The 24,687-nt window shown below is 37.9% G+C and carries 29 protein-coding genes; 25 read left to right on the plus strand and 4 right to left on the minus strand.

Translation table 11 applies throughout. The features are described from left to right. The first annotated feature begins 44 nt into the window (after nucleotides 1-44). The 7 genes from G7050_RS02445 to G7050_RS02475 all read left to right on the plus strand — a co-directional run bounded on the left by G7050_RS02445 (nucleotide 45) and on the right by G7050_RS02475 (nucleotide 11,012). Nucleotides 45-1,214, plus strand: a complete 1,170-nt coding sequence (locus G7050_RS02445) for a glycosidase (protein ID WP_166110704.1) — start codon at nucleotides 45-47, stop codon at nucleotides 1,212-1,214. A gap of 114 nt (nucleotides 1,215-1,328) precedes the next feature. Continuing rightward, nucleotides 1,329-2,726 carry an MFS transporter gene (locus G7050_RS02450; RefSeq protein ID WP_166110707.1) on the plus strand — a complete coding sequence of 466 codons (1,398 nt, stop codon included), beginning with the start codon at nucleotides 1,329-1,331 and terminating at the stop codon, nucleotides 2,724-2,726. Then, a complete protein-coding gene (locus G7050_RS02455) occupies nucleotides 2,723-3,892 on the plus strand; it encodes an AGE family epimerase/isomerase (protein WP_166110710.1) in 1,170 nt (389 codons plus the stop codon). Before G7050_RS02450 ends, G7050_RS02455 begins: the two co-directional genes overlap by 4 nt. Before the next feature lie 38 nt (nucleotides 3,893-3,930). Continuing rightward, nucleotides 3,931-6,228 carry a glycoside hydrolase family 3 N-terminal domain-containing protein gene (locus G7050_RS02460; protein WP_255499291.1) on the plus strand — a complete coding sequence of 766 codons (2,298 nt, stop codon included), beginning with the start codon at nucleotides 3,931-3,933 and terminating at the stop codon, nucleotides 6,226-6,228. A 135-nt stretch (nucleotides 6,229-6,363) separates the two neighbouring features. After that, nucleotides 6,364-7,536: a glycoside hydrolase family 26 protein gene (locus G7050_RS02465; RefSeq protein WP_255499245.1), complete on the plus strand. Its 1,173-nt coding sequence runs from the start codon at nucleotides 6,364-6,366 to the stop codon at nucleotides 7,534-7,536. 69 nt (nucleotides 7,537-7,605) lie between these two features. Next, on the plus strand, nucleotides 7,606-8,727 hold the full coding sequence (locus G7050_RS02470; RefSeq protein ID WP_166110713.1) for a glycoside hydrolase family 26 protein: 1,122 nt from the start codon (nucleotides 7,606-7,608) through the stop codon (nucleotides 8,725-8,727). 278 nt (nucleotides 8,728-9,005) lie between these two features. Beyond that, nucleotides 9,006-11,012: a glycoside hydrolase family 97 protein gene (locus G7050_RS02475; RefSeq protein WP_166110716.1), complete on the plus strand. Its 2,007-nt coding sequence runs from the start codon at nucleotides 9,006-9,008 to the stop codon at nucleotides 11,010-11,012. A gap of 65 nt (nucleotides 11,013-11,077) precedes the next feature. Here the strand turns inward: G7050_RS02475 and G7050_RS02480 are convergent, their stop codons facing one another. After that, nucleotides 11,078-11,968, minus strand: a complete 891-nt coding sequence (locus G7050_RS02480) for an AraC family transcriptional regulator (RefSeq protein ID WP_166110719.1) — start codon at nucleotides 11,966-11,968, stop codon at nucleotides 11,078-11,080. 422 nt (nucleotides 11,969-12,390) lie between these two features. On the opposite strand from G7050_RS02480, the gene G7050_RS02485 reads away from it, so the two are divergent. Beyond that, complete coding sequence (locus tag G7050_RS02485) at nucleotides 12,391-13,671, plus strand: tyrosine-type recombinase/integrase (RefSeq protein ID WP_166110722.1); 1,281 nt, start codon at nucleotides 12,391-12,393, stop codon at nucleotides 13,669-13,671. Here the strand turns inward: G7050_RS02485 and G7050_RS02490 are convergent. Beyond that, nucleotides 13,652-13,807: a hypothetical protein gene (locus tag G7050_RS02490; RefSeq protein ID WP_166109435.1), complete on the minus strand. Its 156-nt coding sequence runs from the start codon at nucleotides 13,805-13,807 to the stop codon at nucleotides 13,652-13,654. The two genes, G7050_RS02485 and G7050_RS02490, sit on opposite strands and share 20 nt — an antisense overlap. A gap of 4 nt (nucleotides 13,808-13,811) precedes the next feature. Then, nucleotides 13,812-14,564 carry a S24 family peptidase gene (locus G7050_RS02495; RefSeq protein ID WP_166110725.1) on the minus strand — a complete coding sequence of 251 codons (753 nt, stop codon included), beginning with the start codon at nucleotides 14,562-14,564 and terminating at the stop codon, nucleotides 13,812-13,814. 156 nt (nucleotides 14,565-14,720) lie between these two features. Here G7050_RS02495 and G7050_RS02500 point away from each other — a divergent pair, with 156 nt between their 5' ends. From G7050_RS02500 to G7050_RS02570, 15 genes are all read left to right on the plus strand, one after another. Continuing rightward, nucleotides 14,721-14,966, plus strand: coding sequence for a hypothetical protein (locus tag G7050_RS02500; RefSeq protein WP_166110728.1), 246 nt, complete (start codon nucleotides 14,721-14,723; stop codon nucleotides 14,964-14,966). 2 nt (nucleotides 14,967-14,968) lie between these two features. Then, a complete protein-coding gene (locus tag G7050_RS02505; RefSeq protein ID WP_166110731.1) occupies nucleotides 14,969-15,322 on the plus strand; it encodes a helix-turn-helix transcriptional regulator in 354 nt (117 codons plus the stop codon). Continuing rightward, nucleotides 15,319-15,477, plus strand: coding sequence for a MerR family transcriptional regulator (locus G7050_RS02510; protein WP_166110734.1), 159 nt, complete (start codon nucleotides 15,319-15,321; stop codon nucleotides 15,475-15,477). Before G7050_RS02505 ends, G7050_RS02510 begins: the two co-directional genes overlap by 4 nt. Before the next feature lie 268 nt (nucleotides 15,478-15,745). Then, the gene (locus G7050_RS02515; RefSeq protein ID WP_166110737.1) at nucleotides 15,746-15,979 is read left to right on the plus strand and encodes a hypothetical protein; all 234 of its coding nucleotides are present in this window, start codon (nucleotides 15,746-15,748) and stop codon (nucleotides 15,977-15,979) included. A gap of 126 nt (nucleotides 15,980-16,105) precedes the next feature. Beyond that, complete coding sequence (locus G7050_RS02520) at nucleotides 16,106-18,109, plus strand: AAA family ATPase (RefSeq protein ID WP_166110740.1); 2,004 nt, start codon at nucleotides 16,106-16,108, stop codon at nucleotides 18,107-18,109. Between the two features lie 35 nt (nucleotides 18,110-18,144). Further along, nucleotides 18,145-19,029 carry a recombinase RecT gene (locus tag G7050_RS02525; RefSeq protein WP_166110743.1) on the plus strand — a complete coding sequence of 295 codons (885 nt, stop codon included), beginning with the start codon at nucleotides 18,145-18,147 and terminating at the stop codon, nucleotides 19,027-19,029. Between the two features lie 2 nt (nucleotides 19,030-19,031). Then, nucleotides 19,032-19,355, plus strand: coding sequence for a hypothetical protein (locus G7050_RS02530; protein ID WP_166110746.1), 324 nt, complete (start codon nucleotides 19,032-19,034; stop codon nucleotides 19,353-19,355). Between the two features lie 92 nt (nucleotides 19,356-19,447). Further along, nucleotides 19,448-19,654 carry a hypothetical protein gene (locus G7050_RS02535; RefSeq protein WP_166110749.1) on the plus strand — a complete coding sequence of 69 codons (207 nt, stop codon included), beginning with the start codon at nucleotides 19,448-19,450 and terminating at the stop codon, nucleotides 19,652-19,654. A 2-nt stretch (nucleotides 19,655-19,656) separates the two neighbouring features. Then, nucleotides 19,657-19,851 carry a hypothetical protein gene (locus tag G7050_RS02540; RefSeq protein ID WP_166110752.1) on the plus strand — a complete coding sequence of 65 codons (195 nt, stop codon included), beginning with the start codon at nucleotides 19,657-19,659 and terminating at the stop codon, nucleotides 19,849-19,851. Continuing rightward, nucleotides 19,848-20,126, plus strand: coding sequence for a hypothetical protein (locus tag G7050_RS02545; RefSeq protein ID WP_166110755.1), 279 nt, complete (start codon nucleotides 19,848-19,850; stop codon nucleotides 20,124-20,126). The genes G7050_RS02540 and G7050_RS02545 overlap by 4 nt, the downstream gene beginning before the upstream one ends. Beyond that, nucleotides 20,123-20,863, plus strand: coding sequence for an MBL fold metallo-hydrolase (locus G7050_RS02550; RefSeq protein WP_166110758.1), 741 nt, complete (start codon nucleotides 20,123-20,125; stop codon nucleotides 20,861-20,863). The genes G7050_RS02545 and G7050_RS02550 overlap by 4 nt, the downstream gene beginning before the upstream one ends. A gap of 2 nt (nucleotides 20,864-20,865) precedes the next feature. Next, nucleotides 20,866-21,255, plus strand: coding sequence for a hypothetical protein (locus tag G7050_RS02555; protein ID WP_166110761.1), 390 nt, complete (start codon nucleotides 20,866-20,868; stop codon nucleotides 21,253-21,255). Next, entirely contained in the window at nucleotides 21,252-21,632 is a 381-nt protein-coding gene (locus G7050_RS02560; protein ID WP_166110764.1) for a hypothetical protein, read from the plus strand. The genes G7050_RS02555 and G7050_RS02560 overlap by 4 nt, the downstream gene beginning before the upstream one ends. A gap of 10 nt (nucleotides 21,633-21,642) precedes the next feature. After that, entirely contained in the window at nucleotides 21,643-22,401 is a 759-nt protein-coding gene (locus G7050_RS02565; RefSeq protein WP_166110766.1) for a DUF4494 family protein, read from the plus strand. A gap of 4 nt (nucleotides 22,402-22,405) precedes the next feature. Continuing rightward, nucleotides 22,406-23,809, plus strand: coding sequence for a DEAD/DEAH box helicase (locus tag G7050_RS02570; RefSeq protein WP_166110769.1), 1,404 nt, complete (start codon nucleotides 22,406-22,408; stop codon nucleotides 23,807-23,809). Here G7050_RS02570 and G7050_RS02575 read toward each other — a convergent pair. Further along, a complete protein-coding gene (locus G7050_RS02575) occupies nucleotides 23,796-24,053 on the minus strand; it encodes a helix-turn-helix domain-containing protein (RefSeq protein WP_166110772.1) in 258 nt (85 codons plus the stop codon). The two genes, G7050_RS02570 and G7050_RS02575, sit on opposite strands and share 14 nt — an antisense overlap. Nucleotides 24,054-24,218: 165 nt before the next feature. Between G7050_RS02575 and G7050_RS02580 the strand changes: the two genes are divergently transcribed. Then, nucleotides 24,219-24,503: a hypothetical protein gene (locus G7050_RS02580; RefSeq protein WP_166110775.1), complete on the plus strand. Its 285-nt coding sequence runs from the start codon at nucleotides 24,219-24,221 to the stop codon at nucleotides 24,501-24,503. 24 nt (nucleotides 24,504-24,527) lie between these two features. Then, nucleotides 24,528-24,683 (plus strand): hypothetical protein, encoded by a 156-nt coding sequence (locus G7050_RS02585; protein ID WP_166110778.1) that lies wholly within the window; start codon nucleotides 24,528-24,530, stop codon nucleotides 24,681-24,683. The last annotated feature ends 4 nt before the right edge of the window (nucleotides 24,684-24,687 follow it).

Below are 24,687 nucleotides of genomic sequence, written 5' to 3' on the forward strand. Positions count from 1 at the left end.
TATACTATTATTCAACCATAAATAGATAAAACAAAAACGTGAATATGAACGCACTATTCAACAAACGATTAAAAGCTGTAACAGCTGAATATGAAGCATTGGTTACCCGTACAAATGAACCTTTGCTCCCGGGAAATGGCATCTTCGAGAGATATAAGTATCCTGTAATTACAGCAGGTCATGCACCTGTATTCTGGAGATACGACTTATCACCCGAAACCAATCCGTTCTTTATGGAACGTTTCGGGATCAACGGAACTTTCAATGCAGGGGCTATTAAATGGCAGGGTAAATATCTTTTGGCAGTCCGTGTAGAGGGAAACGACCGCAAATCGTTCTTCGCTATTGCCGAAAGCCCCAACGGTATCGATAATTTTCGTTTCTGGGACTATCCCATTGTTATTCCCGAAACCGATAACCCCGATACAAATGTGTATGATATGCGTCTTACGGCTCATCAGGACGGATGGATTTACGGTGTATTCTGTTCTGAAAGAAAAGACCCGAATGCTCCTGCAGGCGATCTTTCATCGGCAGTGGCGGCAGCCGGCATTGTCCGCACAAAAGATTTAAAAAACTGGGAACGGTTACCCGATCTTAAAACCAAGAGCCAACAGCGAAATGTAGTATTACATCCCGAATTTGTGGACGGAAAATATGCACTTTATACCCGTCCCCAAGATGGTTTTATTGATGCCGGAAGCGGTGGCGGAATCGGTTGGGCATTGGTAGATGACATTACTAATGCCGAAGTGAAAGAAGAAACGATTATCAACCATCGTTACTATCACACGATCAAAGAACTCAAAAACGGAGAAGGTCCCCACCCGATCAAAACCCCGAAAGGATGGCTACATTTAGCACACGGTGTAAGGGCTTGTGCAGCAGGATTGAGATATGTTTTATATCTTTACCTTACAGATCTAGATCAACCGAACAAGTTGATCGCCGAACCCGCAGGGCATTTAATGGCTCCTTGGGAGGAAGAACGTGTAGGCGATGTTTCGAACGTACTGTTTACAAACGGATGGATAGCCGATGATGACGGTACCATATATCTCTATTATGCATCGTGCGACACGCGCATGCACGTTGCGGTTTCGTCTGTAGACAGATTACTCGATTATATATTGAATACAGCTCCCGACGGTTACCGGTCGGCAACTTCGGTTCAAACCTTAAGTCAACTTATCGAAAAAAATCTGACAAAATAAAGGCTTCGCACCTTTTTACCACTTTGTAGGGATGAGTCTCCCGCTTATCCGAAATTAATCGAAAGAACAGAACTCTACCCCTACAAACTCAAATTGATTATTAAATAAATACTCATGAACACAGATAAAGTCACATTAAAAGAAAAAGTCGGATACGGTCTGGGCGATGCAGCATCGTCTATGTTCTGGAAGCTGTTCGGCATGTATCTCATGTTTTTCTATACAGATATATTCGGCATAGAGGCAGCCGTAGTGGGTACCATGTTTTTGGTGACACGTATATGGGATTCACTTTTCGATCCCATTGTAGGTGTTGTCAGCGACCGAACAGAGTCAAAATGGGGTAAATTTCGTCCCTACCTGTTATGGGTAGCCGTTCCCTTCGGCGTACTGGGCGTATTAACCTTTACCACTCCCGATTTTTCGCCTACAGGAAAAATAGTATATGCCTATATCACCTATTCGCTGATGATGATGGTATACTCCTTAATCAATGTACCTTACGCATCGTTGCTGGGCGTGATGTCGTCCGACCCTAAAGAAAGAACCGCCTTGTCATCATACCGCATGATATTTGCATTCTTAGGCAGTATATTGGCTTTGATACTGATAGAACCTTTGGTGAAATTATTCGGAGGAAGCGGCGAAGGAGCAAACCTGACTTTCGGATGGTCTATGACTGCTATTGTATTTGCCGTTATTGCCGTCATTTTCTTTTTATGTACTTTTTCGTGGACAAAAGAACGTATCCGCCCGATTAAAGAAACAGGTAATTCGCTGAAAGAAGATGTAAACGATTTACTTGCCAACAAACCTTGGTGGATATTACTGGGAGCCGGTATCGCTGCTCTGATATTCAATTCGATTCGTGACGGAGCAGCCGTTTATTACTTCAAATATTATGCAATAGCTCCCGATACTTTCGATTTGGGAATCATTGGTTCGGCTCTCTCTCTGACAACTATCTATTTAGTATTGGGTCAAGGGGCTAATATCTTGGGGATTCTTTTTGTTACCCCTGTTTCGAACCGCATAGGAAAAAAGAAAACCTATTTGTTTGCCATGTTGTTTGCCACCGTTTTCAGTATTGCTTTTTATTTTGTGGGCAAAGACAATATACTTCTGATGCTTATTCTACAAGTACTTATCAGTGCATGTGCAGGAAGTATATTTCCCCTGCTTTGGTCGATGTATGCCGATATAGCCGATTATTCGGAATGGAAAACAGGACGCAGGGCTACGGGTTTGATATTCTCTTCGTCTTCGATGTCTCAAAAATTCGGATGGTCGATAGGCGGGGCACTTACAGGATGGTTGTTGGCTTACTTCGGCTTTCAGGCAAATGTAGAACAAACGGTCGAAGCTCAGGACGGAATACGTATGATGCTGAGCTTTTTGCCTGCAATAGGGACTGTTTTATCAGTCGTATTTATCAGTTTGTACCCATTGACAGAACAAAAGTTACAAGAAATTACAACTGATTTGGCAAATAAGAGAAAGGATCAAAGATGAATGAATTTAAGAAAGAACTAACAGATAATATCCTGCCTTTTTGGATCGAAAAGATGCAGGACAATGAATATGGGGGTTTCTATGGTCGTATAGACGGCAACGAAATACTTCATCCCAAAGCCAATAAAGGTGCTGTTCTAAATGCCCGCATTTTATGGACATTCTCGGCAGCTTATCGTATCCTGAAAAAAGAAGAGTATTTAAAAATAGCCGAACGTGCGTTTCATTATATCAAAGATTATTTCATTGACAAAACTCACGGAGGTGTGTATTGGGAGCTCGATTATTGGGGAAATCCGGTTAATACCAAAAAGCAAACCTATGCACAAGGATTCGCTTTATACGGATTTTCGGAATTTTACAGAGCCACCGCAAATCCCGAAGCTTTGGCAATGGCTAAAGAGTTTTTCTTTTTACTGGAGAAATGCTTTGATCCTAATCTAGGCGGCTATCTGGAAGCCTATACCCACGATTGGCAACCTATCGAAGATGTACGTTTGAGTGATAAGGATGCAAATGAAAAGAAGACAATGAATACTCATTTACATGTATTGGAACCATACACCAACCTTTGCCGTATTTGGGACGATGAGCAACTCAAAGATGCTCAACGTAAGCTTATTCACATCTTTACCGATAAGATATTAGATTCGAAAACAAATCACCTCAACTTGTTTTTTGACGAAGAATGGAATGTAAAATCGACTGCCATATCATATGGTCACGATATCGAGGCAGCTTGGCTTTTATATGAAGCAGCCGAAGTTTTGGGAGATAAACAATTAACCGATAAAATAAAAACACTATCTCTTAAAATAGCCGATGCAGCAAGCGAAGGCTTACAAACCGATGGCAGTATGATTTACGAAAAAGATGGTAATCATACAGACTTAGAGCGTCATTGGTGGGTTCAAGCCGAAGCTGTAGTGGGTTATATGTATGCTTACAAAATTTCGGATAATGCCGATTATAAAGAAAAAGCCAAGCAAGTCTGGACATATATACAGCAATCTATTGTAGACAAAAACAATGGTGAATGGCATTGGAGCAGACTTGCGGATGGCAGTATCAATACACGAGACGACAAGGCAGGGTTCTGGAAATGTCCTTATCACAACGGACGTATGTGCATGGAAATGATCGAATCTTTCCAACCTTTTTATTAAACATCTTATATATCAACATGAAAAAAACGGTATTATTAATGGCAGCAACTCTCGGCATTGCATCGGGCGGACAAGCTCAAACCAACAACGATATGAACAAACAAGCTATCGAGATAGTCTCTAAAATGACACTGGCCGAGAAAATCGGTCAAATGGCTCAGGTAAGTATAGATGCAGTCTGCAAAGGAGAGGATACGCCTCCAACCAGTACTTTACAACTCGATATGGATAAACTGCGGGATGTAATAGTCAACTACCACGTAGGATCTCTTTTGAATTCGCCCAATACACGTGCACGCACTGCTGAATGGTGGACAAATGTTATCAGCCAGATTCAGGACGTAGCATTGAAGGAAACACGCACCAAAGTTCCCGTAATATACGGACTCGATCAAATTCACGGGGCAACTTACACGGCAGGCTCTACCATGTTTCCGCAGGAGATTGCATTAGCTGCCACATGGAATCCTGCCCATGCAAAGAAAATGGGAGAAATCACAGCCTATGAAACCCGTGCGAGTAATGTACCTTGGAATTTCTCGCCGGTACTTGATCTGGGTATCGATCCTCGCTTTCCTCGTCAATATGAGGGATTCGGTGAAGATCCTTATATCGGGTCAGTATTCGGACACCAACTAATCAAAGGGTATGAGGGCGATGATAATAATGTAGGCAATCCCAATAAATTGGCTGCTTGCATGAAGCATTTTATCGGTTACTCTGCTCCTATCAGTGGTAAAGACCGTACACCTGCTTATATACCTCAATCGGCTTTAATGGAATACCATGTACCTGCTTTCAAAGCTGCTATTGATGCAGGAGTGCATACGGTAATGATTAATTCGGGTATTATCAACGGAGAGCCCGTACATGCCAGTTACGACCTTTTGACAAAACTGCTGCGCAACGATTTAGGTTTTGACGGGATGATCGTTACCGATTGGGAAGACATTAACAAGTTATACTCGCGTGACCGCATGGTTCCAAACATCAAAGAGGCTATTAAAGTGAGTATAAATGCAGGAGTGGATATGTCGATGATTCCTTACGATTACAAAGAATTCTGTACTCTATTGACAGAGTTGGTAAACGAAGGACAGGTGCCCATGTCACGCATAGACGATGCTGCACGAAGAGTGGTATTATTGAAATTACAACTCGACTTATTCAATACACCTAATACGTATCGTAAAGATTATCCTCAATTCGGGTCTAAAGAATTTCAACAGGCATCGTATGATGCGGCGGCGGATGCTATTACGCTGCTGAAAAATGACAATAATATACTTCCTCTCCAGAAAGGTGCTAAAATATTGGTATCGGGTCCTAATGCTGTCAGCAAAAGATCGCTAAACGGAGGATGGACATTCTCTTGGCAAGGTGAAAAAGTGGATGAATTTGCAAGTGAATATAATAACCTGCTGGACGCTATTACCCATATGTATGGCAAAGAAAATGTTTCTTATGTACCGGGTGTAAGCTATACGGCGGCAACCGAATATGCAACGGAACACAAAGACCGTTTTGATGAAGCTATTGCGGCTGCTAAAAATGCAGATTATATAATCTTATGCTTGGGTGAAAATTCGTATTGCGAAAAACCGGGAGATTTGGATGACTTGTATTTGAATGATCTTCAAACAGAACTGGCTAAAGAGTTCCTCAAAACAGGTAAAAAAGTAATTCTTGTTTTGAGTGAAGGAAGACCTCGTGTAATCTCTAAAATATCTTCTCAGGTAGATGCTATCGTTCAAACCTATCTTCCGGGAATTTTTGGTGCGGATGCTTTGGCGGATGTATTGGTGGGTAAAGTAAATCCTTCGGGAAAATTACCTTATACATACCCTGCATTCCCTAACTCATTGGTGCCTTATTATCATAAACATTCGGAAGAGCAAAAGAGAGGCGAAGGTGTTTACAATTACGAAGGAGACTTCAACCCCGAATATCACTTCGGATTTGGATTGAGTTATACGACATTCGATATCTCGAACCTGAAAATAAACAAAACGTCTTTTGCCAATAATCCGAAAGAGGAAATTATTGTTTCGGTAGATGTAAAGAACACAGGAAATGTAGAAGGTAAAGAAGTAATTCAACTTTATTCGAGCGATTTATTTGCCAGCCTTGTTCCTGATGTGAAAAGATTGCGTCGATTCGAAAAAGTATCTCTTAAAGCAGGTGAGTCTAAAACCGTAACATTCAAACTGACATTGGATGATCTGGCTTTCTACAATCTGAAAAGTGAGAGAGTAATCGAAGCCGGAGATTTTGAGCTGCAAGTAGGTTCATCATCCAATGATATTAAAGAAAAGACGGTTATCACGGTTTTGTAGAATTATCTTTTCTTTATCCAATCTCTGTGAATACAACTTTGTGGTCTCTGTGGTAAAACTAAATACACACAGAGGTCACTAAGTTATTTGACAAAGAACTCTAAGCTCTTTAAACACTCTATACCCTTTAATCTTATGATGCACAAAACAATCGCTTTTATTTTTTGCTTCTTGTGGCTCTCTGTTATATATGCTTCCGACTTTCTCTTAGTCGACCCACTGGCGACAGCCGAGACCAAAGCCTTGTTTTATAATCTGAAAAAGATAGAACAATCGGATCGGGTTATTTTCGGACAACAGGACGCTACCTTATACGGTCGATCGTGGGTAGGCGACAGTAACAGAAGCGACGTGAAAGACCTTTGCGGGCAACACCCTGCATTGATTGGGTTCGATTTTGAAGCTGCTACAGAAAATGATCCTGTAAAATTCGAAAACATAAAGAACCGATTGGTCAAAGCAACTAAAGAAGTTTACCGTCAAGGTGGAATTATAACCTTTTCGTGGCATAGCAAAAATCCTGCTAATGATGGTAGTTTCTATTGGGAGAAGAATCCTGTGGAATCGGTAAAAGATATTCTTCCCGAAGGAAAGCTGCACTCGAAATATAAACAATATCTGGAGTCTATAGCCAAAGTCATGAATGATTGCAAAGGAGATAATGACGAACTTATTCCTATTATTTTTCGCCCTTTCCATGAATTCGACGGCGATTGGTTCTGGTGGGGAAAGGGGCATTGTTCGAAAGATGAATTTATTGCACTTTGGCAATTTACCGTTACCTATCTCAGGGATGATATGGAGGTGCATAATCTGCTTTATGCTTTCTCTCCTGATTGTAAATTCTTTACTGAAGAAGAATTTATGGAGTATTATCCGGGAGATAAATATGTGGATATTATCGGAATGGACAATTATTGGGACTTTAGACCTGATGGTGCAAATGATCCTCAACTTGCGGCACAAAAATTAAAAATTGTTTCGAATATTGCCACTAAAAAGAATAAGATTGCAGCTTTAACCGAAACAGGATTAGAGAGGGTAAGCAATCCGCTTTGGTACACCCAGGTGTTGCTACCCGTTTTACAGAGTACAAAGATTGCGTATGTAATGGTCTGGCGAAATGCGAGCGATTTACCAACGCATTATTATACACCGACAGTGGGACATCCTGCGGCTCAGGACTTCATCCGTTTTTCGGAAGATAAGAATATTCTATTCCAATCGGATCTGCCTGATATGTATATAAGTCGTCACAATTTACTAGACAGTAGGGGCAGTGGCTCTGCCCTGCCCGTCAAGCAATAAAAAATTAGAGGGTGGAGTAGTCCCCCCTTACAAGCGTTCTCCGCAAAATATGAAAAAATGAAACAAAATATGAAAAAGAAATTAATACTGGCAACAATAGCACTTTCGAGCCTTTTTGCATGTAAACAGAAAGCAGTAGAGGAAATTCACACCAAACAACTTATAGACAAAAATGCGACGGCTGAAACCATAAGACTTTATAACACCTTGTTTGAACGGCTTGACAAAGGTATTATGCTTGGGCATCAGGACGATTTAGCTTATGGACACAGTTGGTATAAAGAAGCAGGCAGATCGGACGTAAAAGATGTAACGGGAGATTATCCAGCCGTGTTCGGATGGGAGTTGGGACACCTCGAAATAGGTGCAGAGTTTAATCTGGATTCCATTTACTTCTCAGATATGAAGAGGTATGCACAAGATATCCATCGTATGGGCTCTATTAATACATTCAGCTGGCATGGCGATAATATGGTAACAGGAAATACTGCCTGGGATTGTGCACAGGATACGGTTGTAAAAACCATCCTCGCAGGAGGTATAAATCACGATCAATATATAAAATGGCTTGACCGTGTTGCAGACTTCTTTCTCGACCTGAAAGATGATAACGGTGTACTTATTCCCGTAGTTTTCCGCATGTATCACGAACATACAGGAGACTGGTTTTGGTGGGGAAGTAAACAATGCACACCCGAGGAATATAAGCAGCTATGGATTATGACTGTAGAATATCTGAGAGACAAACGCAATGTGCATAATTTGCTCTATGCTTATTCGCCTTCGGAGACTAAAGATGAAGCCGAGTATCTGGAACGTTATCCCGGAGATGACTATGTGGATATTGTTGCATATGACTCTTATGTACCCGGAAAAACAACTGAGGACATCGAAAAATATAAAGCCGGTATGGATCGCAATCTCCAAATTGTGACTAACTATGCAAACAAGTCGGGAAAACTTCCAACTATCGGAGAAACAGGAATGGAGGGTATCCCCGACTCTACTTACTTTACAGAAACCGTATATCCTGTTATCAATAAATATAAAATCAGTTGGATTTTGTTTTGGCGTAATGCATGGGAAAAGCCTGAGCATTATTATTTACCTTTTGAGGGGCATCCTGCATCTGAGGACTTTAAAAAATTTGTATCTTTAGAAAATATACTCATGAACAAAGATATTCAGTAGAGTAAGTTCTACTGAATATCAATTTCTTTTGTTATTTTATCTATAAATACAGATAGGTCTGATTTTAAAAGTTACAGAAAAAAGTAAAAAAGAATTGAAACAAACAACAGGTGTAACTTTTGTCACTTTTGTAACCTTTTATGAGATATAAGTCTAAAATACAACATCTTGCGGAATGAACAAAAATAACATTATTCAGTCACTTTTGTAACCTTTTTTGTTACCCTATTGTCACCTTTGATACTTTACTGTAAAACTATTTAATAAATATACCCAATATGCGAAATACCAATAAATCGTACATTCTATTATTGATTCTGGCTATTATCTGTTGCCGGACATCTGTTTCTGCTCAAAAGCAGTTCTTGGTGCAGTCTCCAGACAACGAGCTTAAAGTAAACATATCTGTTGGTAATACAATAGAATATTCTGTCTCCCACAATGGCGATCTAATGATAGCAAACTCGCCTATATCGATGTCGTTGACCAACGGAATGTCTTTTGGGGTAAACCCCAGGATAGCAAAGTTATCCACTAAAACGTTGAATGATACAATAACGGCTTCGGTATATAAACGAAAAGAAATTACAGATACTTATAACGAACTTATCCTCAAATTTAAAGAAGGGTTCAGTCTTGTATTCAGAGCATACAACGATGGTATAGCCTATCGCTTCGTTTCAGACTTAAAGAAACCTTTTGAGGTAAAAAGTGAAGAGGTAAATTTCAATTTCCCGACAGATCAGAAAGCGTATATTCCTTATGTACAAAACATAAAAGAACCTATTGAGAAGCAATTCTACAATTCGTTCGAAAATACGTACCAGCATATAAATATATCTCAGTGGGACAAAAAACGTCTGGCTTTTCTGCCCTTGGTAGTAGAAGGTGTAAACGGGAAGAAAGTATGTATTACGGAATCTGACCTGACAAATTATCCGGGGATGTATCTATACAATGGTAATGGTTCTACTACTTTAAGCGGAGTATTTGCACCTTATCCTAAAGATATAAAACAAGGCGGCCACAATATGCTACAGGGCGAAGTACAGTCGGCAGAACCTTATATTGCACGATATAACGGAGCAACTAATTTCCCTTGGCGCATTATAATAATTTCGGAGAATGACAAGGAACTGGCTGATAATGACATGGTATATAAACTGGCTACACCCAACAAAGTGGCAGATGCTTCATGGATCAAACCCGGAAAAGTGGCTTGGGATTGGTGGAATGACTGGAATCTGTACGATGTTGATTTCCGTTCGGGTATTAATAATGAAACTTATAAATATTATATTGATTTTGCTTCGCAACATGGTATCGAATATGTAATATTGGACGAAGGTTGGGCAGTAAATCTGCAAGCCGACTTATTTCAGGTAGTTCCCGAAATAGATCTAAAAGAGCTGGTTGACTATGCCAATAAAAAGAACGTAGGACTTATTCTATGGGCAGGATACTATGCTTTTAATAAAGACATCGAAGGTATCTGCAAACATTATTCGGAAATGGGTATCAAAGGCTTTAAGGTTGACTTTATGGACAGGGACGATCAGCCAATGGTAGACTTCCACTATCGGGCAGCCGAGATCGCCGCAAAATACCACATGATGCTCGATTATCATGGTACATATAAACCGACGGGATTGCAACGTACATTCCCCAATGTAATCAATTTTGAAGGTGTTCACGGATTGGAGCAAATGAAATGGTCGCCCGAAAGCGTAGATCAGGTTACATACGATGTTACTATACCTTTTATCAGAATGGTAGCCGGACCTCTTGATTATACCCAAGGGGCTATGCGTAATGCTTCTAAAGGCAACTATCGTCCTGTCAACAGTGAGCCGATGAGTCAGGGTACACGCTGCCGTCAGTTAGCGGAATATATTATATTCGAATCGCCTCTGAATATGCTATGTGATAACCCGTCCAATTATATGCGTGAGAAAGAGTGTACCGAGTTCATAGCTAATGTGCCAACGGTGTGGGACAATACTATAGCATTGGATGGCAAAATAGGTGAATATATTACTATTGCACGGGAGAAAGACAATGTATGGTATGTAGGTTCGCTTACCAACTGGGATGCAAGAACACTTGATGTTGATTTGTCATTTTTAGGTGAAGGCAGCTTTAAGGCTGAGGTCTTTAAAGATGGTGCGAATGCCGACCGATCGGGACATGATTATAAAAAAGAAGTAATTGACATACCATCTGACCGGAAACTAAGTATTCCAATGGCTTCAGGAGGTGGTTATGTGATGAAAATTTACAAGTAGTTTATATTTACCTTTCACTAAAATAAAAGTAGGGTTCTCCAATGTGAAAACCCTACTTTTATCTATTATAAAAAGAACTTCGATTCTTTATAATTCTCCCTGAATTCACGAGGGGTGCATTGTTTCTTCTTTTTGAAAATACGATTGAAATTAGATAAGTTATTAAATCCACACTGGATGGCAATTTCGGCAACACTGTGAGTTGTATCAACCAACATTCGAGTTGCATGCCCCAGGCGTATATCGTTGAGTGAATCGATAAAATTACGCCCTGTTCTCTGTTTTAAGAATCTACTGAATGAGACTCCAGTCATTCCCACCAGATTAGCTACATCCAGCAGGCAGATATCCAGATTGTAGTTTGCCAGCATATAACTGTAAGCTCTCTCAATGCGTCTGCTGTCGTAATTTTGAGCATTGATATTGAACGAACGACTTGATAATTCTCTCATCCCCTTAGACTGCGACAAATCATATAAAATAGCAAATAGCTTAAGAACGGAATGGGCTCCTTCGTGTTCTGAAGCCAATGAGTACATTTGGCTTCTTACCTTCTCTATTGTTTCTCGCGAAAAGGTAATGCCATAGGCTGCTTTGGCAAACATTTCCTTTACTGATCGGAACTGATTCTTTTGAAGAAGATGGTCGTTCAATAAATCGCCATGAAACTGAATGGTTATTTCTTTTATCTCTTTCGATGTACAGTTATGGTCAAACCATCCATGTTCGAGATTTGGACTTGCAATGAGCGTCAGTTCCAAATCATCTATATCTTCGACACTGTCTCCGACAACACGCTTGGCTCCTGCTCCATTCTCTATAAAATTAAGCTCAAACTCTTTATGGATATGAATTGGGAATGTAAACTCTTGCTTTACCCTCGAAAAAATCATAAAACAATCCTCGTCAGATAAAGGGGTGACTTCTCTTAAGATTGAATTCTTAACATTTTCCATGGTTAGTAATTTTAGGGTGCAGACCTATTCGTAATATTGTAACTTACTAATAACTGTAGTAAATATAGTTAATAATTAGCAATCTCGTAGATAAGCGTCTGTAGTTTTAATCCCACTCTAATTTTTAAAACAAGGGAGTATCGATATTCATGTAGTTCAACTTTCACTCATAAACCACCCCTAACCACAACAAAAAAGCACCTACAACTTTCGTTATAAGTGCTTCTGTAGTGACCGCGCCAGGATTATTTATCTATCATAGCTATATAATACAAAATCAAACGATTAGCAGATTAGAAACGAAAGTACCTGATAATCAAACAATAAGAGCATCACAAAGCATCACATTAAATCATATTGAATAATATTTCATCATATCTATTTTTGTAAGTACTTTTACGGAGTACTTACTTTTTTTAGAAATGGAAATAAAAAAATATCTTGTTCGATTCAATCTTATTTCTTCCAGTAAAGATAAAGAAGAAAAGCAAATATACCTAATAACAACGATAGACGGAATAAAGGTTTATTATTATTCAGGACATCGAATTAAGCCGGATAATTTCGTTATAGACAAAAAGGAATCCATATATCAAGTAAGGAAAAATACTTTCAATCAAGCTGGAGTTCCTGCATCAACGATCAACTCCAGACTAAGAGAATTAGAAAATGCTTCACTTGTTGTATTTGAGCAAAACTTCAAAGGAAGAGACATGGAATTCTCTAAAGATGAATTTAAAAGGCTTCTTCAAATTCAATTAAATGAATATGAGGAAATACAAGATTCAAACACTATCGGCTTTGGGATATTTGAATATTATGAGAAATATAAAAACGAAGCTAAAGTTTCTGACGGAAGAAGAAGACATTATACAGCAGATATTAAGAGACTTCGTGAATATGAAAAATCTAAAAAGAAGCCAATCACATTTGATAATTTAGATATTATAGATTACAATAAATACATCTCTGAAGGTAGAGTGGCCAATACTGTTGTTTCTATAATGAAGCGCCTAAAAGGGTTCTTCAGCTATTGCAAAATGGAGTCAATTGTAAAAGAGAACCCTTTCGATAGAATTAATTTTGCTGCTAAAATTGGTGTTGAAATGTATGCTGAGCCGGTATGTATGACCCGAAGTGAGCTAAAGAAGCTTTATGAAACAAAAATGCCGAATGAATTGACCAACCTAGTAAAAGATATGTTTTGCTTACAAGCAGCTTTAGGCTGCCGAGTCAGTGATTTCGTAAGATTAAAAACTGACAATATAGATAATGATCTGCTTACCTACTTTCCTTCTAAAACGAAAGAATATGCCAACAAAGTTATTGTACCCTTATCAGAAAGGGCAAAAATAATAATTAGTAAATACAAAGGGAAAGCTAAAAATGGATTACTTATGCCTTTTCTACACCCTAACGAATATAACGAACAATTAAAACCGGTCTTTAGAATTGCCAAATTGAATAGAAAAGTTATTCAATACAATAGAGAAAAGGGTATCGAAGAAATATCTGAGCTTTGCGAACTAGCTACATCGCATCTTGCCCGTAGGACTTTTGTTGACATCCTCTGTCAGGCTGGAGAACCAATTCATGTAGTAGCATCAATGTCCGGGCATTCTGAAAATTCGAAAGCTTTTGATCGATACAGGAGGCGCCCAGAGCAGCTACAGAAAGTTGCCGTTAATAGATCAATGGACTAACGGCATTAGCCTCCTCATACCTCACCAATTTGTACTCTAATAGTGCATTTTCTTGCTCTAATGCTATTATCTTACTATTAGCATCATTTAATTGTTTACGCAGTGATGCTATTATTTTATCTTTTTCGTCCATCATATATTTACCAACCTCTATTATTTAAGATCTTAATTACCTTCCAAACACTCACAATAAAGCTTTTCGGCAATTCCTCTGCAGGCACATTCTTATTGTGAGAGACACATAAAACATAATCATTAGGATTACTGTCGTATCTGGTTACTTCTTTGATTACACGACGTCCATCTTTCAACTGTACAACAAATATATTCCCATAACCAAAGTATTCTTTCCAATTTACAACTTCTCTTATTTGAACTACACATCCTGCCGGACATGTAGGATTCATACTGTCGCTAGTTACCTGTATACATACGTCACCATGCAAAGCATCAGTAAAGGGAATATAAGCTTTTATGTATTCTTCGTCAGTATAACTTATGTCATTAACTTTATGCATACCACCCACGGCATCTGAGTTGATTAAGGGAACAAGCCGATATGTCCCGTCATTCGGAATTTCGTACTCTTTATCCGATGGTCCATAAATCTCTTTTACTCCATATTGTGCATTATCTTCATTTGCGGTATCAACTACATTTTGATCATTATTCTTATAACTACGATTACTATTTAGCATCTCTCCCACCCCTGTAATAAGCCAATTAATATTCAAATGAGGATACCTGATAGAAATTAATTCTAATTTTTCTTTTCTTATAGAAAACCCCACTTTTGACACAAAACCATTCCCCAGCCCTACTATGCTCTCAAATGCTTTTGCTGTAATCCCCTCGTGTTTAATAAAAGAATACAAACGATCTTTTGTTGTCATTGTTAATTAATTATAAATTAGAATTAATTTCTACTTTTAATAGAAGTCGAATAGAAGTAATTTCTATATTTGCATCACGATCGTAATAAAACGTATTACGATATCGCAAAGTAAACCAACAAATATAATAAATAAAATACCTAAAAATGGTGAGAGATGGAAGAAAAAGACAAACTACAAATCATTAAGGAAAGATTTAAAGCAGAGGGTCTTGATGGTGATCTGGCAGAAGTTGCCAGAAAAGCCAAGACCTCAAGTCCTACTATTCTCCGGGCATTAGAGAAAGAGAAATATAAGGATATTAAATCTAAAAAACAGATTAAAGGCTTAAGAGTCCTTGTAAAGATACTCAATGATCGCAAGAAAGAAGAAGCCGTATTTGAAACAGAATTACATGCATAACCATGTTTGAAAAACTCACCAATACACAATCTGAGGTATTAGCCTATAACGGTGCAGGTCTTTCAACAGGTGAAATAGCTGACAAGATGGGTATTTCTACCGAGACAGCTAAAACACACCTAAAGAATATAAAAGAAAGATTAGGGCTTCAAAAGATAAATGAATTAGCTGCGTATTACTGGGTTACGATCTTCGGCGAAAGTTTTGAGGAAAAGAGAAAACAAATATTAGCTACAGTTATGCTAATGTTTTTCATGATAACAATTCTCCCTCAAGAGGATAACCAGGACTTGCTGAAAAATAGAAATAGAATAATAAGAACAAAGGTATCAACCCGTAAAAACCACCCAATATGACACTTATAAAAGGCAACAGAGCATTAGCAGAACAACTGGGTGTTCATCCTAATTCTATTACAAATTGGCTGAATAAAGGACTTATAAAACCGAAAAAGAGAATTCTAAATACAATTTATTACGATTTAGAAGAGGTACTAAAGCTCAAAAAATAATTTTCTCAATCATAAATCAGGCAAACCGTGCATAGAGTTGCAAGGTATTTACTAATAAAATTCGACTCAAATTCTCAACATCGAAAATAGTAAAAGCAAGATTTATACAAATGGAAAATGAGATGAACCTAGAAAAAAAGCGTAAACAAATAAAAGACTTATCTGCTGAAATTAAGAAAGATGAAGAGTTCAGCAAAAAGGAAATTGTTTGTTTATGGGTACTCGGAATAACAATTGGAATAGGTATTTCATATATATCTTATTCATTATGAAAAAGAAAAGCCCATTTAAAACATTCATTAGAGGTGCAGCTGTAGCTTTTGGCTGTGTTGTTATCCTCTCCATATTCATGGCTATAGGCATATATACAGCAGAGAAGAAAGGCAAAGCACCACAAAAGCCAACTTCACAAGATCTCAAAGAACTCAATGAAATGCGAGTTTACCACTCTCCCAAAGGTTTAGTTGAAGTAGAGGATGGACTAATAATTATCAGACGATAAGCAACGCATTGAAATAAGAGAGAAATACAAAACAGGGAATTACATCCAAAAAGAGCTTGGGATGCTATACAGTGTAAACCAAGGGTTAATCAGCAAGATTACAAGAAACTCTAAATAAAACAAATCATGAAGCTAATAATTAGACAATTAGTGCTCTTAAATTTTAAGGGCATAAGAGACTACATTTTGTCTCCAAATGAAACAGTCACTAATGTACATGCTACAAACGGTGCTGGAAAGTCCACAATCTGCGATGCGTGGTCTTGGTTGTGGACCGGCAAAGATGCGAAAGGACGTGCCGATTACGAGATCAAGACTCTTGATGAAAATAACGAAGCTATCCACCATCTGGAGCATACCGTTAAGGTCAATATGGATGTCGACTATTCAAAATATGACGTATCACGGACCTACAAAGAGAAATGGGTGAAACCTACAGGAGAAGAAGAACGCAAGCTCGATACTCATACAACTACTTTCGAATGGGATTCGATTCCTCTTACTTTGAAAAAAGACTTCGATCAGAGAGCAAGCCAGCTATTTGGTAGTGCTGAACAGTTTCACCTGTTATCAAATCCTCGTTTCTTCTTAAATATGGAATGGCAGAAACGCCGCAAGCTGTTGATGGAATTGGCCGGAGTAACCGATGATGTTATCCTCAATAAGCTATCTGCAACCAGTACCGATTTTGCCAAACTGATTGAGGAATTGGGTAAGAACAATCTTGATGATTTCCGCAAGAAGTTGAACGCCGAAAAGAAAACATTGAAATCGAAGATTGACGAGATACCGGTTAAGATTCGTGAGGCTACTCTTGCTATTCCCCAAGAACCAGACTATGACAGTATCGAGAAATCTATCAAGATAAAAGAAACAGAGGTTTCAGATATTGACGATCAAATTTCTGATATATCAAAAGCATATGAGGGGCAAGCCGAAGAAATCAAGAAACAACAATCTGTTATCCTTGAAAAAGAGCGTCGTATAGCAGCTATAACCAATGAGGTTGAGATTGATGTTAATAGGCATAATGGAGAGGAAGATAAAACGCTCATAAAGCTCAACAGTGATCTTGTGCAGATAGAATCATCTATCCGAACTCATAATTCTGATCAGGCACTTATCATTAATAAGATTCATAATAAAGAATCAGAGATCGAGAGTCAAAAGGATCTTCTATCTACACTTCGTACAGCATACGGTGAGTTGAATGCTATTGAAATGCACGAGAATGACAAACATTGTCCGAGCTGTGGCACTGAGTTAAATGGTGAAAAGCTTGATAATGCAGTTGAGAAATTCAATGCTGATAAGGCTCAGAAGCTTCAAGCGAATATTGAAAAAGGTAAACGAGAAAAAGGAGTACTCGATTCGTTAATCGCTCAGCTGACAGATCTTAACCAACAAAAAGAAACCATCACCTCTCAACTATCGGAGAAGCAAGGTGCAAAAATTGCACTTCAGAAAGAGATCCAAAAAGAGAACGATCGTCCAAAACAAAAGTATGTTGCATCTGAGTTAGTGAAAAAACATGCAGAATATCAACGCTTAGTTAGTGAAATTGAAGAACTGAAAAAGCAAAAAACAGAAATCTCACAGCCTGATACTACAGAGCTTCGCCAAAAGAGATCACTTATAAGTCGTGATATTAATGAGTTGAGAGAGCAATTATTCATCAAGACTACTGCCGAGAATCAGAAGAAGCGTATTCAAGGTCTTGAATCAGAGCTAAAAACTCTATCTCAGGAACTGACAACGCTCGAAGGTAAAGAGTTTATAGCTGATAAATTCAACCGTGCCAAAATCGAAGCCATTGAGAACGGCATCAATGGACTATTCGCTTCAATCAAATGGAAGATGTTCAAACCACTTATGACAGGTGGTGAAGAAGAATGCTGTGAGGCCCTTATCGATGGTACACCATATCAAGCCGCCAACAATGCCGCTCAGATCAATGCAGGTATAGAGTGTATTAACACTATCTCTAAACACTTCGATATGTATCTGCCAATCTTCGTAGATAATGCCGAAAGTGTAGTTGAACTTATCCCTTCTGAATCTCAGATTATCCGCTTTGTTGTGGATGAATCGTGCGAGAAACTGACTGTCAAAGAATCATTATTTGCGTAAAAAACCAATTTTAAAAATCAATCAAATAAATAATCATGTCAACAACGCCAAACAATCAAGTAGCAGTACAAAAAAATATAACCGAAATGGTGCTGCAAAAAATAGAAACATTCAAACAAGCAGGGGAGCTTCGTCTCCCTTCCGATTACAGCCCCGAAAATGCACTGAAGGCAGCGTATCTGGTTCTACTAGAAACGAAAGCAAAAGATGGTAGACCAGTTATGGAGGCTTGTACAAAAGAAAGTATAGCCAATTCTTTGCTGAAAATGGTGGTTTGGGGATTATCTCCTCTAAAAAAACAATGTGACTTTATCGCTTATGGTGATAAACTTTCATGCGATCCTGAGTATACAGGTAATATCGCTTTAGCAATTCGTTACGGAGGTCTGAAATACCACAAGGCCAATGCCATATTCGCAGGCGACGATTTCAAGTTCGAGGTAGGTATTGATGGTAGACGTAAACTGATACACCACAAACAAGACTTATCATCTATCGGAGGTGATGTGATCGGTGCGTATGTCACTTATGAACTCGAAAATGGTATTCAGGATATGGAGATAATGAATATCGTACAAATACGCAACGCCTGGATGCAAGGTGGCTCGAAAGGTACTTCTAATGCACATAAGAACTTCACTGACCAGATGGCTATTAAAACAGTTTACAACCGTATGTGTAAACTTCTTATTCGAGCTTCAAATGATGCGCCACTTATGGCTGATAGCAATTCAGACGATAGCGAGAAAAAAACAGATATCATATCGGAAGCTAAGCAAGAAGTAATTGAGAATGCAAATGCAGAAGAAATCAGTTTTGAAGATATCCCGAACGAAACGCCTCAAGCACCTGCGGAACCTGAACCAACACAGCAGAAATCAGCTCAATCAAGTAATTCACAAACCGAAATACCGTATTGATTATGAACGAATTTAAAGGAACAAAAGGCGCGTGGACTTTAGATAAACCATTTAAAGACAATCTAGGGAATGTACTCATTGATATAGTATCAGATCAAGGATGTTGTGAAAAGTGTAATCGCAAGAATGGCACTTACCTAGTCGCTAGAACATTTAAAAATGCAGTTGGAAATAATGAATCTAAAGCCAATGCACAATTAATAGCAACAGCACCTGAATTGCTAGATGCTTTACAAGATTTGGTAAAGATTGTAGAAAATGGAGATGTTACTAATCATTGCACTGAATATGCGAAACAAGTTATCAACAAATCATTAGGAAAATAACCCAAAAGGATAGGAGGAATATAGGGGTGCTTGCCTTGCCTTAATAGATTGGTCAAGAAGCCAACGTCCTATCCTTTTTAATATAAAATAAGATGGATATATCAACATACCAAAAAGCAAAAGATATTCAAGTAGAGCTAGATAAGGTTTATTCCGTACATGACAAACTAGCAAAAGGGTTTTGCGAAATAAACATTGGAGGGGTGCAAGTTCCATATTCTAAGGAAATCGGAATGAAACTCTATAAAGCTATCACGGATCATATTAAAGAAAAAGAGGACGAGTTTAAAAAATTGTAATAATGGAAACAAAAATATACATAATCATAGGCTATTACTTACAAGAAGCTGGCTACAAGATGTTGCGAGCATACAATGACAAGAAACAAGCCGAAAAAGATTTGGCAATGATTCAAGATATTGACAATAACCGTGAATGGAAGATTGAGGAAGTAGAATTATTCGGACCAATACCGAGCAAACTTATAATGCGATGAATTTAACTCCAGAAACAGTTTCAGCGTACAAGGAATTAATAACTAATCCTCAAAATCATGGATTAGAATTGACTTCTATTACAGACTTCTTCATCAAGAGTGATAAGGTTACAGCAAAGCATATTTTAGCAAGAGCATACATAGACCATATACAAAAGCCATTACCTAAAGTAATACTTTATATCATCATGGATGAAATATATGGACAATGCTCTGAAAAAGCAGATGATGGGAATTTAGGGTATAGGCTAACTTTTAATACCGAATCAAAATGAAACTTCACATTTTAGGTTCCAACAGTAATGGCAATGGGTACATTTTAGAAGGCAAAAGCCAGACACTCCTTTTGGAGGCTGGCTTACCTCTAAAGGATGTAAAGGAAGCTCTCAATTTCGATCTGACAAAGGTTGTGGGTGGTATCGTTTCTCATCTTCATGGAGATCACTCAAAATGTGCATCTGATTTTATAAAGAATGGTATTCCTCTTTGGATGAATCTTGAAACTGCTGAACATATTGCAAATGGTAAATCATCAAGTTTGATATTTTGTATAACTGCCGGAAAACAATTCTCGATCGGGGAATTTAAGATCATTCCTTTCTCTGTTAAACATGATGTTCCTTGCCTTGGCTTTATGATCAACCACCCAGAGAGCGGCAATATCCTATTTGTAACAGATACGCACTACATCCCCAATCGATTCAAAGGGCTCAATCAGATACTGATAGAAGCTAATTACGAAGCCTCAATATTAGATAATAACCTTTATGATGGTAAGATTGATAATACGAGATATCAGCGTGTCCTCCGTTCTCATATGAGCGTAGAAACTTGTGTTGAAGCTCTAAAAGCAAATGACCTAAAAGGTGTACAGAATATAGTTTTGATACACCTTTCTCCTCAGAATTCCGATGCAGATCTATTCAAAAGTAAAGTAGTGGAAGCAACAGGAAAGAATGTACACATAGCCCTCAAAGGCTTGGTGATAGACTTTAGTTTAAACCCTTACTGAATATGAAAGAGAAACTTTTAAAACTGTGTGAGGACAAAGGATTTGCCCTAAAAGAAATAAATAAGTATCAGTTTAGGATTCTTAAGGGTACTACAAAGATACTTGATATCTGGGATGGTAGATATTCATTTAAATATTTTCCAGATAACAAACAGTATTACTTCTGTTTCATTCATTGGCTTAAGCAATTAGAGCTACTTCTTGATGCGATTAACAACGGAGGAAGTTTGAATATCTCGGACATATTCATGACAGTTCCTTTCAAAGTGCCAAAGAAAAGCGGATTCTGGTCTTATGATAAAAGCAATCTAATGATTGGCTATTCAGCTTCATGGGGGGAAGAGGAGGCTTTTAAAAGTAAGTATTATAAATCATTAAAGCAATCCTTATGACACTCCAACAAGAAGCTCAACAAATACAGGATTATCTCGACATTACTTGTTCCGAGAATCCCGAAGAAGTACTCGAACGCATCCGTTCTATTATGCCATATATCAGCCGTACGGCTTTTATGTTGGCAGAAGCTAAGAAAGCTCTGAGACGAAAAAAAGCATCGGAAATAAGCAATACAATCATCAATATAGCCAAAGAGCAATGTTTATCGGCAAAGGTGCAAAACACATTGATAGATTCTATTGCCGAAGAAGAAGCTTACTTGGTTGATTGGCTAGACAGATTGAACGCTGCTGCAACCCATCAAGTGGATGCTTTACGCTCTATATTAAGTTACGAAAGAGAGAATTTAAGATTAAATAAAACAGGATATTAAAAATTAAATTATGGAATTACAAAAGAAGACATTACCCGTAGAAGAAGCCAACGGCTGGTATTTAATGAAAACAGAAAAACGTTGTTGGAGTGAAGAATTCATTGACGAAGATTCGGGCGATCGAACAACTGAAGAACGAAGCGAAATACTTTGCGGAAAAGGTACTCAGATAAACGATATAATCAAATCGCTTCTTCTTGAAAATGGTATTACGACCGTCAAAGTATCAAACGTTGCTCTACTGGGTGAACAAGATAAAAAGTTTAATCTGTGGGAAATTGCGATAAAAGTACTTACCGGAAAAGGAAACAAGAAAAGTTATATCGTAACAGCCGATAGCCCTGCAGCTGCCGAAGTATTTATATCAGAATATCTCGAAGTAAATATGGAAGCTGTTTTCAAGCTTATCAAGATCAATGAGCAAGATTATAACAAGGTTATCAAAATTTACGATTCCGAAAAAGAACAATTGGAGCTAAATAAGAAACGGATCTGCTGGTACAAAGCCCAGATATATTCTATGTTAGATGATGGAGACGACGAAAGCGAAGGAAGCAGTGCCGGATCAAGGAATATTCTTGTACAAGCAACCTCTTTTGAAAAAGCAATGGCAGCTATCAAAGCTGTTATGATTCAAAACGAATTCGATAGCATATACAACACTTTCAAAAAGATCGAAGAACTCAATATCGTAGATGTGTTTATGCCTGATGAAAATTTAGTATACTATTCAGACGAGGATCTTACAAAAATCACTGTAGAAGATTAAAATTATGATTACACTTCGTAAAAATCAAACAGAACCAATAAGCAAGGCAACGGCGTTTTTCAAGGAGAAACGCCCGGCTCCTTCTCTTATAGTATTACCAACAGCTTGGGGAAAGTCTATACTTACAGCTTTTGTAGCTAAAGACATGGAAGATAAATTGCTCGTGCTCCAACCCTCTAAAGAACTCTTGGAGCAGAACTATAAGAAATATGTATCGATGTGTGGTGATTTTGGAGCACAAGCCGGTGTTTATTCTGCTTCTTTTGGACGTAAGGATATCAATAAGATCACCTATGCAACGATCGGAAGTATAAAGAAAATAGGCAAGACTTTCAAACAACTTGGATTTAAGAAAATGCTGATCGATGAAGCACACCTTTACCCACGTGAAGCTGATTCTATGCTTGGAACTTTTCTTGAAGATAGTGAGATATCGCACGTACTCGGTATAACAGCCACACCCATTAAATTGCAAGCAAATACCGGTCTTAATGGTGAACGTTTCTCTAAACTTGTGATGCTTACAAGTAGGTCCAAGAAAGGAAACTTCTTCAAAGACATTGTACATGTGAGCCAAGTACAGGAAATGATCGAACTTGGATTCTGGAGTAAATTAGAATATAAAACATCCGGATTCGATAGCTCTCAGCTCGTTTATAACTCTTCGAAATCAGAGTTTACGGAAGATAGTATGCAACGTGCCTTTGCGGCCAATGATATACATAACCAGATCAAACAGGAACTTGACTTAAATAGTGATCGAAAACATATCCTGGCTTTTGTACCATCCATAGACGAAGCGATCCAATTTGCACAAGAATATCCAAATTCGGCAGCCATCTATTCAGGTATGCACAATTCGGAGCGTGAACGTGTGATAGATGAATTTAGAAAAGGAAATATCCGTGTCATATTCAATGTGCGTGTGCTCTCTACGGGGTTTGACTATACTAAGATTGATTGTATTATTCTCGGAATTTCTACAGCTTCTATTGCTCTGTATTATCAGATTTTAGGACGAGGAACACGTATAGATGATGAAAAAGAGAACTGTTTAATATCTGATCTTGCCGGAAATGTTGATCGATTCGGTAAAGTCGAAGATATCACATTCGAAAAAGAACGGATATGGAAGATGTACGGTACTGGAGGAAGGCTTCTTTCGGGTATTCCGATACATGAGATTGGAACAATAAAGAAAGGCGATGTTGAGAAAGAAGTGCAGAAAAGCAGTTCAAACATCGGCAAACCGCTTGATACAATGCCATTCGGACAACATAAAGGCAAAGATTTTAAGGATATCCCAAAAGAGTATAGAGAATGGGTACTCAAATCATTTAATTGGCATGCTGCTAATATGAATCTGAAACAAGCAATTGAGGCGAGTATGCCGATTATACCTCAGTGATGGCAAGATTAGCTCCACATTTCGGGCAGCTGAATGTAGAATGCTTAGGAGTAGCAAATAATTCAGTTATTTCTACTTCTAAAGCATCTGCAATCTCAATAAGCCTTTTTAATGGAGGATTACCTTCTTCATTTATAGCTTTAGACAATCCAACTTCTGTCATACCCAGCTTTTCAGCAAATTCTTTTTGAGTGATTCCTTTTTCTTTTAGTATCTCTTTAACTCTCAGTTTAACTTTATCCATAGCGATTATCCTACTTATTATTTAACCACAAATGTAATAATATCATTTAAAACAAACCGACAATTTAATTAATTAATAATTTTTAATAGTTTATATTTTCCACATATTAAACTAATAGTTAGTTTTACATCATAATAATTAAACCAGCAATTAAATATTTAAAATATGGGAACAATAGATTTGAAACTAAAACCAAAGCATCAAGACAGCGTAATTGCTCGTATGTTAGATAACAAGAATATGATTGAGTATCTAAAAAAGGATGTGCTTCCTTTTACTTATCAAATGCAAGATTGGGAAAAGAAAGAATACAAAGAATTATATGAGGCTAAACTGCAAGAATTAGAAGATCAAAAAAAATATATAAGGGAGAATGAAGCTCCACTAAATCTTATTCTTTGTGAGTATGGTACATCTGTAGCTGTATTCATTCATAAATACATTCTTTAATTAATCTTACAAAGACATACAGATATGATTTACGATTTATTTTATACAGACATGTTTTGCCAAGAGTTTACCGACTTAGAAAAAGCCATTAAGATGGCAAAACAAACCGTAAAAGACAACCCAAGTTGTAAAGGCGGATATACGATAAGATTAGATGGTTTAGTTATTTGGAAATATTAAAACA

Source organism: Dysgonomonas sp. HDW5A (assembly GCF_011299555.1).
GTDB lineage: Bacteria > Bacteroidota > Bacteroidia > Bacteroidales > Dysgonomonadaceae > Dysgonomonas_A.

Excerpts from the sequence above, each read along its gene's own strand:
- G7050_RS02540 (WP_166110752.1), top strand. The coding sequence starts at position 19,657 with ATGGAAACAAAAATATACATAATCATAGGCTATTACTTACAAGAAGCT.
- G7050_RS02455 (WP_166110710.1), top strand. The coding sequence starts at position 2,723 with ATGAATGAATTTAAGAAAGAACTAACAGATAATATCCTGCCTTTTTGG.
- G7050_RS02445 (WP_166110704.1), top strand. The coding sequence starts at position 45 with ATGAACGCACTATTCAACAAACGATTAAAAGCTGTAACAGCTGAATAT.
- G7050_RS02570 (WP_166110769.1), top strand. The coding sequence starts at position 22,406 with ATGATTACACTTCGTAAAAATCAAACAGAACCAATAAGCAAGGCAACG.
- G7050_RS02580 (WP_166110775.1), top strand. The coding sequence starts at position 24,219 with ATGGGAACAATAGATTTGAAACTAAAACCAAAGCATCAAGACAGCGTA.
- G7050_RS02560 (WP_166110764.1), top strand. The coding sequence starts at position 21,252 with ATGACACTCCAACAAGAAGCTCAACAAATACAGGATTATCTCGACATT.
- G7050_RS02485 (WP_166110722.1), top strand. The coding sequence starts at position 12,391 with ATGGAAATAAAAAAATATCTTGTTCGATTCAATCTTATTTCTTCCAGT.
- G7050_RS02550 (WP_166110758.1), top strand. The coding sequence starts at position 20,123 with ATGAAACTTCACATTTTAGGTTCCAACAGTAATGGCAATGGGTACATT.
- G7050_RS02505 (WP_166110731.1), top strand. The coding sequence starts at position 14,969 with ATGTTTGAAAAACTCACCAATACACAATCTGAGGTATTAGCCTATAAC.
- G7050_RS02460 (WP_255499291.1), top strand. The coding sequence starts at position 3,931 with ATGGCAGCAACTCTCGGCATTGCATCGGGCGGACAAGCTCAAACCAAC.
- G7050_RS02545 (WP_166110755.1), top strand. The coding sequence starts at position 19,848 with ATGAATTTAACTCCAGAAACAGTTTCAGCGTACAAGGAATTAATAACT.
- G7050_RS02495 (WP_166110725.1), bottom strand. The coding sequence starts at position 14,564 with ATGACAACAAAAGATCGTTTGTATTCTTTTATTAAACACGAGGGGATT.
- G7050_RS02465 (WP_255499245.1), top strand. The coding sequence starts at position 6,364 with ATGATGCACAAAACAATCGCTTTTATTTTTTGCTTCTTGTGGCTCTCT.
- G7050_RS02450 (WP_166110707.1), top strand. The coding sequence starts at position 1,329 with ATGAACACAGATAAAGTCACATTAAAAGAAAAAGTCGGATACGGTCTG.
- G7050_RS02585 (WP_166110778.1), top strand. The coding sequence starts at position 24,528 with ATGATTTACGATTTATTTTATACAGACATGTTTTGCCAAGAGTTTACC.
- G7050_RS02530 (WP_166110746.1), top strand. The coding sequence starts at position 19,032 with ATGAACGAATTTAAAGGAACAAAAGGCGCGTGGACTTTAGATAAACCA.
- G7050_RS02515 (WP_166110737.1), top strand. The coding sequence starts at position 15,746 with ATGAAAAAGAAAAGCCCATTTAAAACATTCATTAGAGGTGCAGCTGTA.
- G7050_RS02500 (WP_166110728.1), top strand. The coding sequence starts at position 14,721 with ATGGAAGAAAAAGACAAACTACAAATCATTAAGGAAAGATTTAAAGCA.
- G7050_RS02575 (WP_166110772.1), bottom strand. The coding sequence starts at position 24,053 with ATGGATAAAGTTAAACTGAGAGTTAAAGAGATACTAAAAGAAAAAGGA.
- G7050_RS02475 (WP_166110716.1), top strand. The coding sequence starts at position 9,006 with ATGCGAAATACCAATAAATCGTACATTCTATTATTGATTCTGGCTATT.
- G7050_RS02470 (WP_166110713.1), top strand. The coding sequence starts at position 7,606 with ATGAAAAAGAAATTAATACTGGCAACAATAGCACTTTCGAGCCTTTTT.
- G7050_RS02565 (WP_166110766.1), top strand. The coding sequence starts at position 21,643 with ATGGAATTACAAAAGAAGACATTACCCGTAGAAGAAGCCAACGGCTGG.
- G7050_RS02480 (WP_166110719.1), bottom strand. The coding sequence starts at position 11,968 with ATGGAAAATGTTAAGAATTCAATCTTAAGAGAAGTCACCCCTTTATCT.
- G7050_RS02535 (WP_166110749.1), top strand. The coding sequence starts at position 19,448 with ATGGATATATCAACATACCAAAAAGCAAAAGATATTCAAGTAGAGCTA.
- G7050_RS02520 (WP_166110740.1), top strand. The coding sequence starts at position 16,106 with ATGAAGCTAATAATTAGACAATTAGTGCTCTTAAATTTTAAGGGCATA.
- G7050_RS02525 (WP_166110743.1), top strand. The coding sequence starts at position 18,145 with ATGTCAACAACGCCAAACAATCAAGTAGCAGTACAAAAAAATATAACC.
- G7050_RS02510 (WP_166110734.1), top strand. The coding sequence starts at position 15,319 with ATGACACTTATAAAAGGCAACAGAGCATTAGCAGAACAACTGGGTGTT.
- G7050_RS02555 (WP_166110761.1), top strand. The coding sequence starts at position 20,866 with ATGAAAGAGAAACTTTTAAAACTGTGTGAGGACAAAGGATTTGCCCTA.
- G7050_RS02490 (WP_166109435.1), bottom strand. The coding sequence starts at position 13,807 with ATGATGGACGAAAAAGATAAAATAATAGCATCACTGCGTAAACAATTA.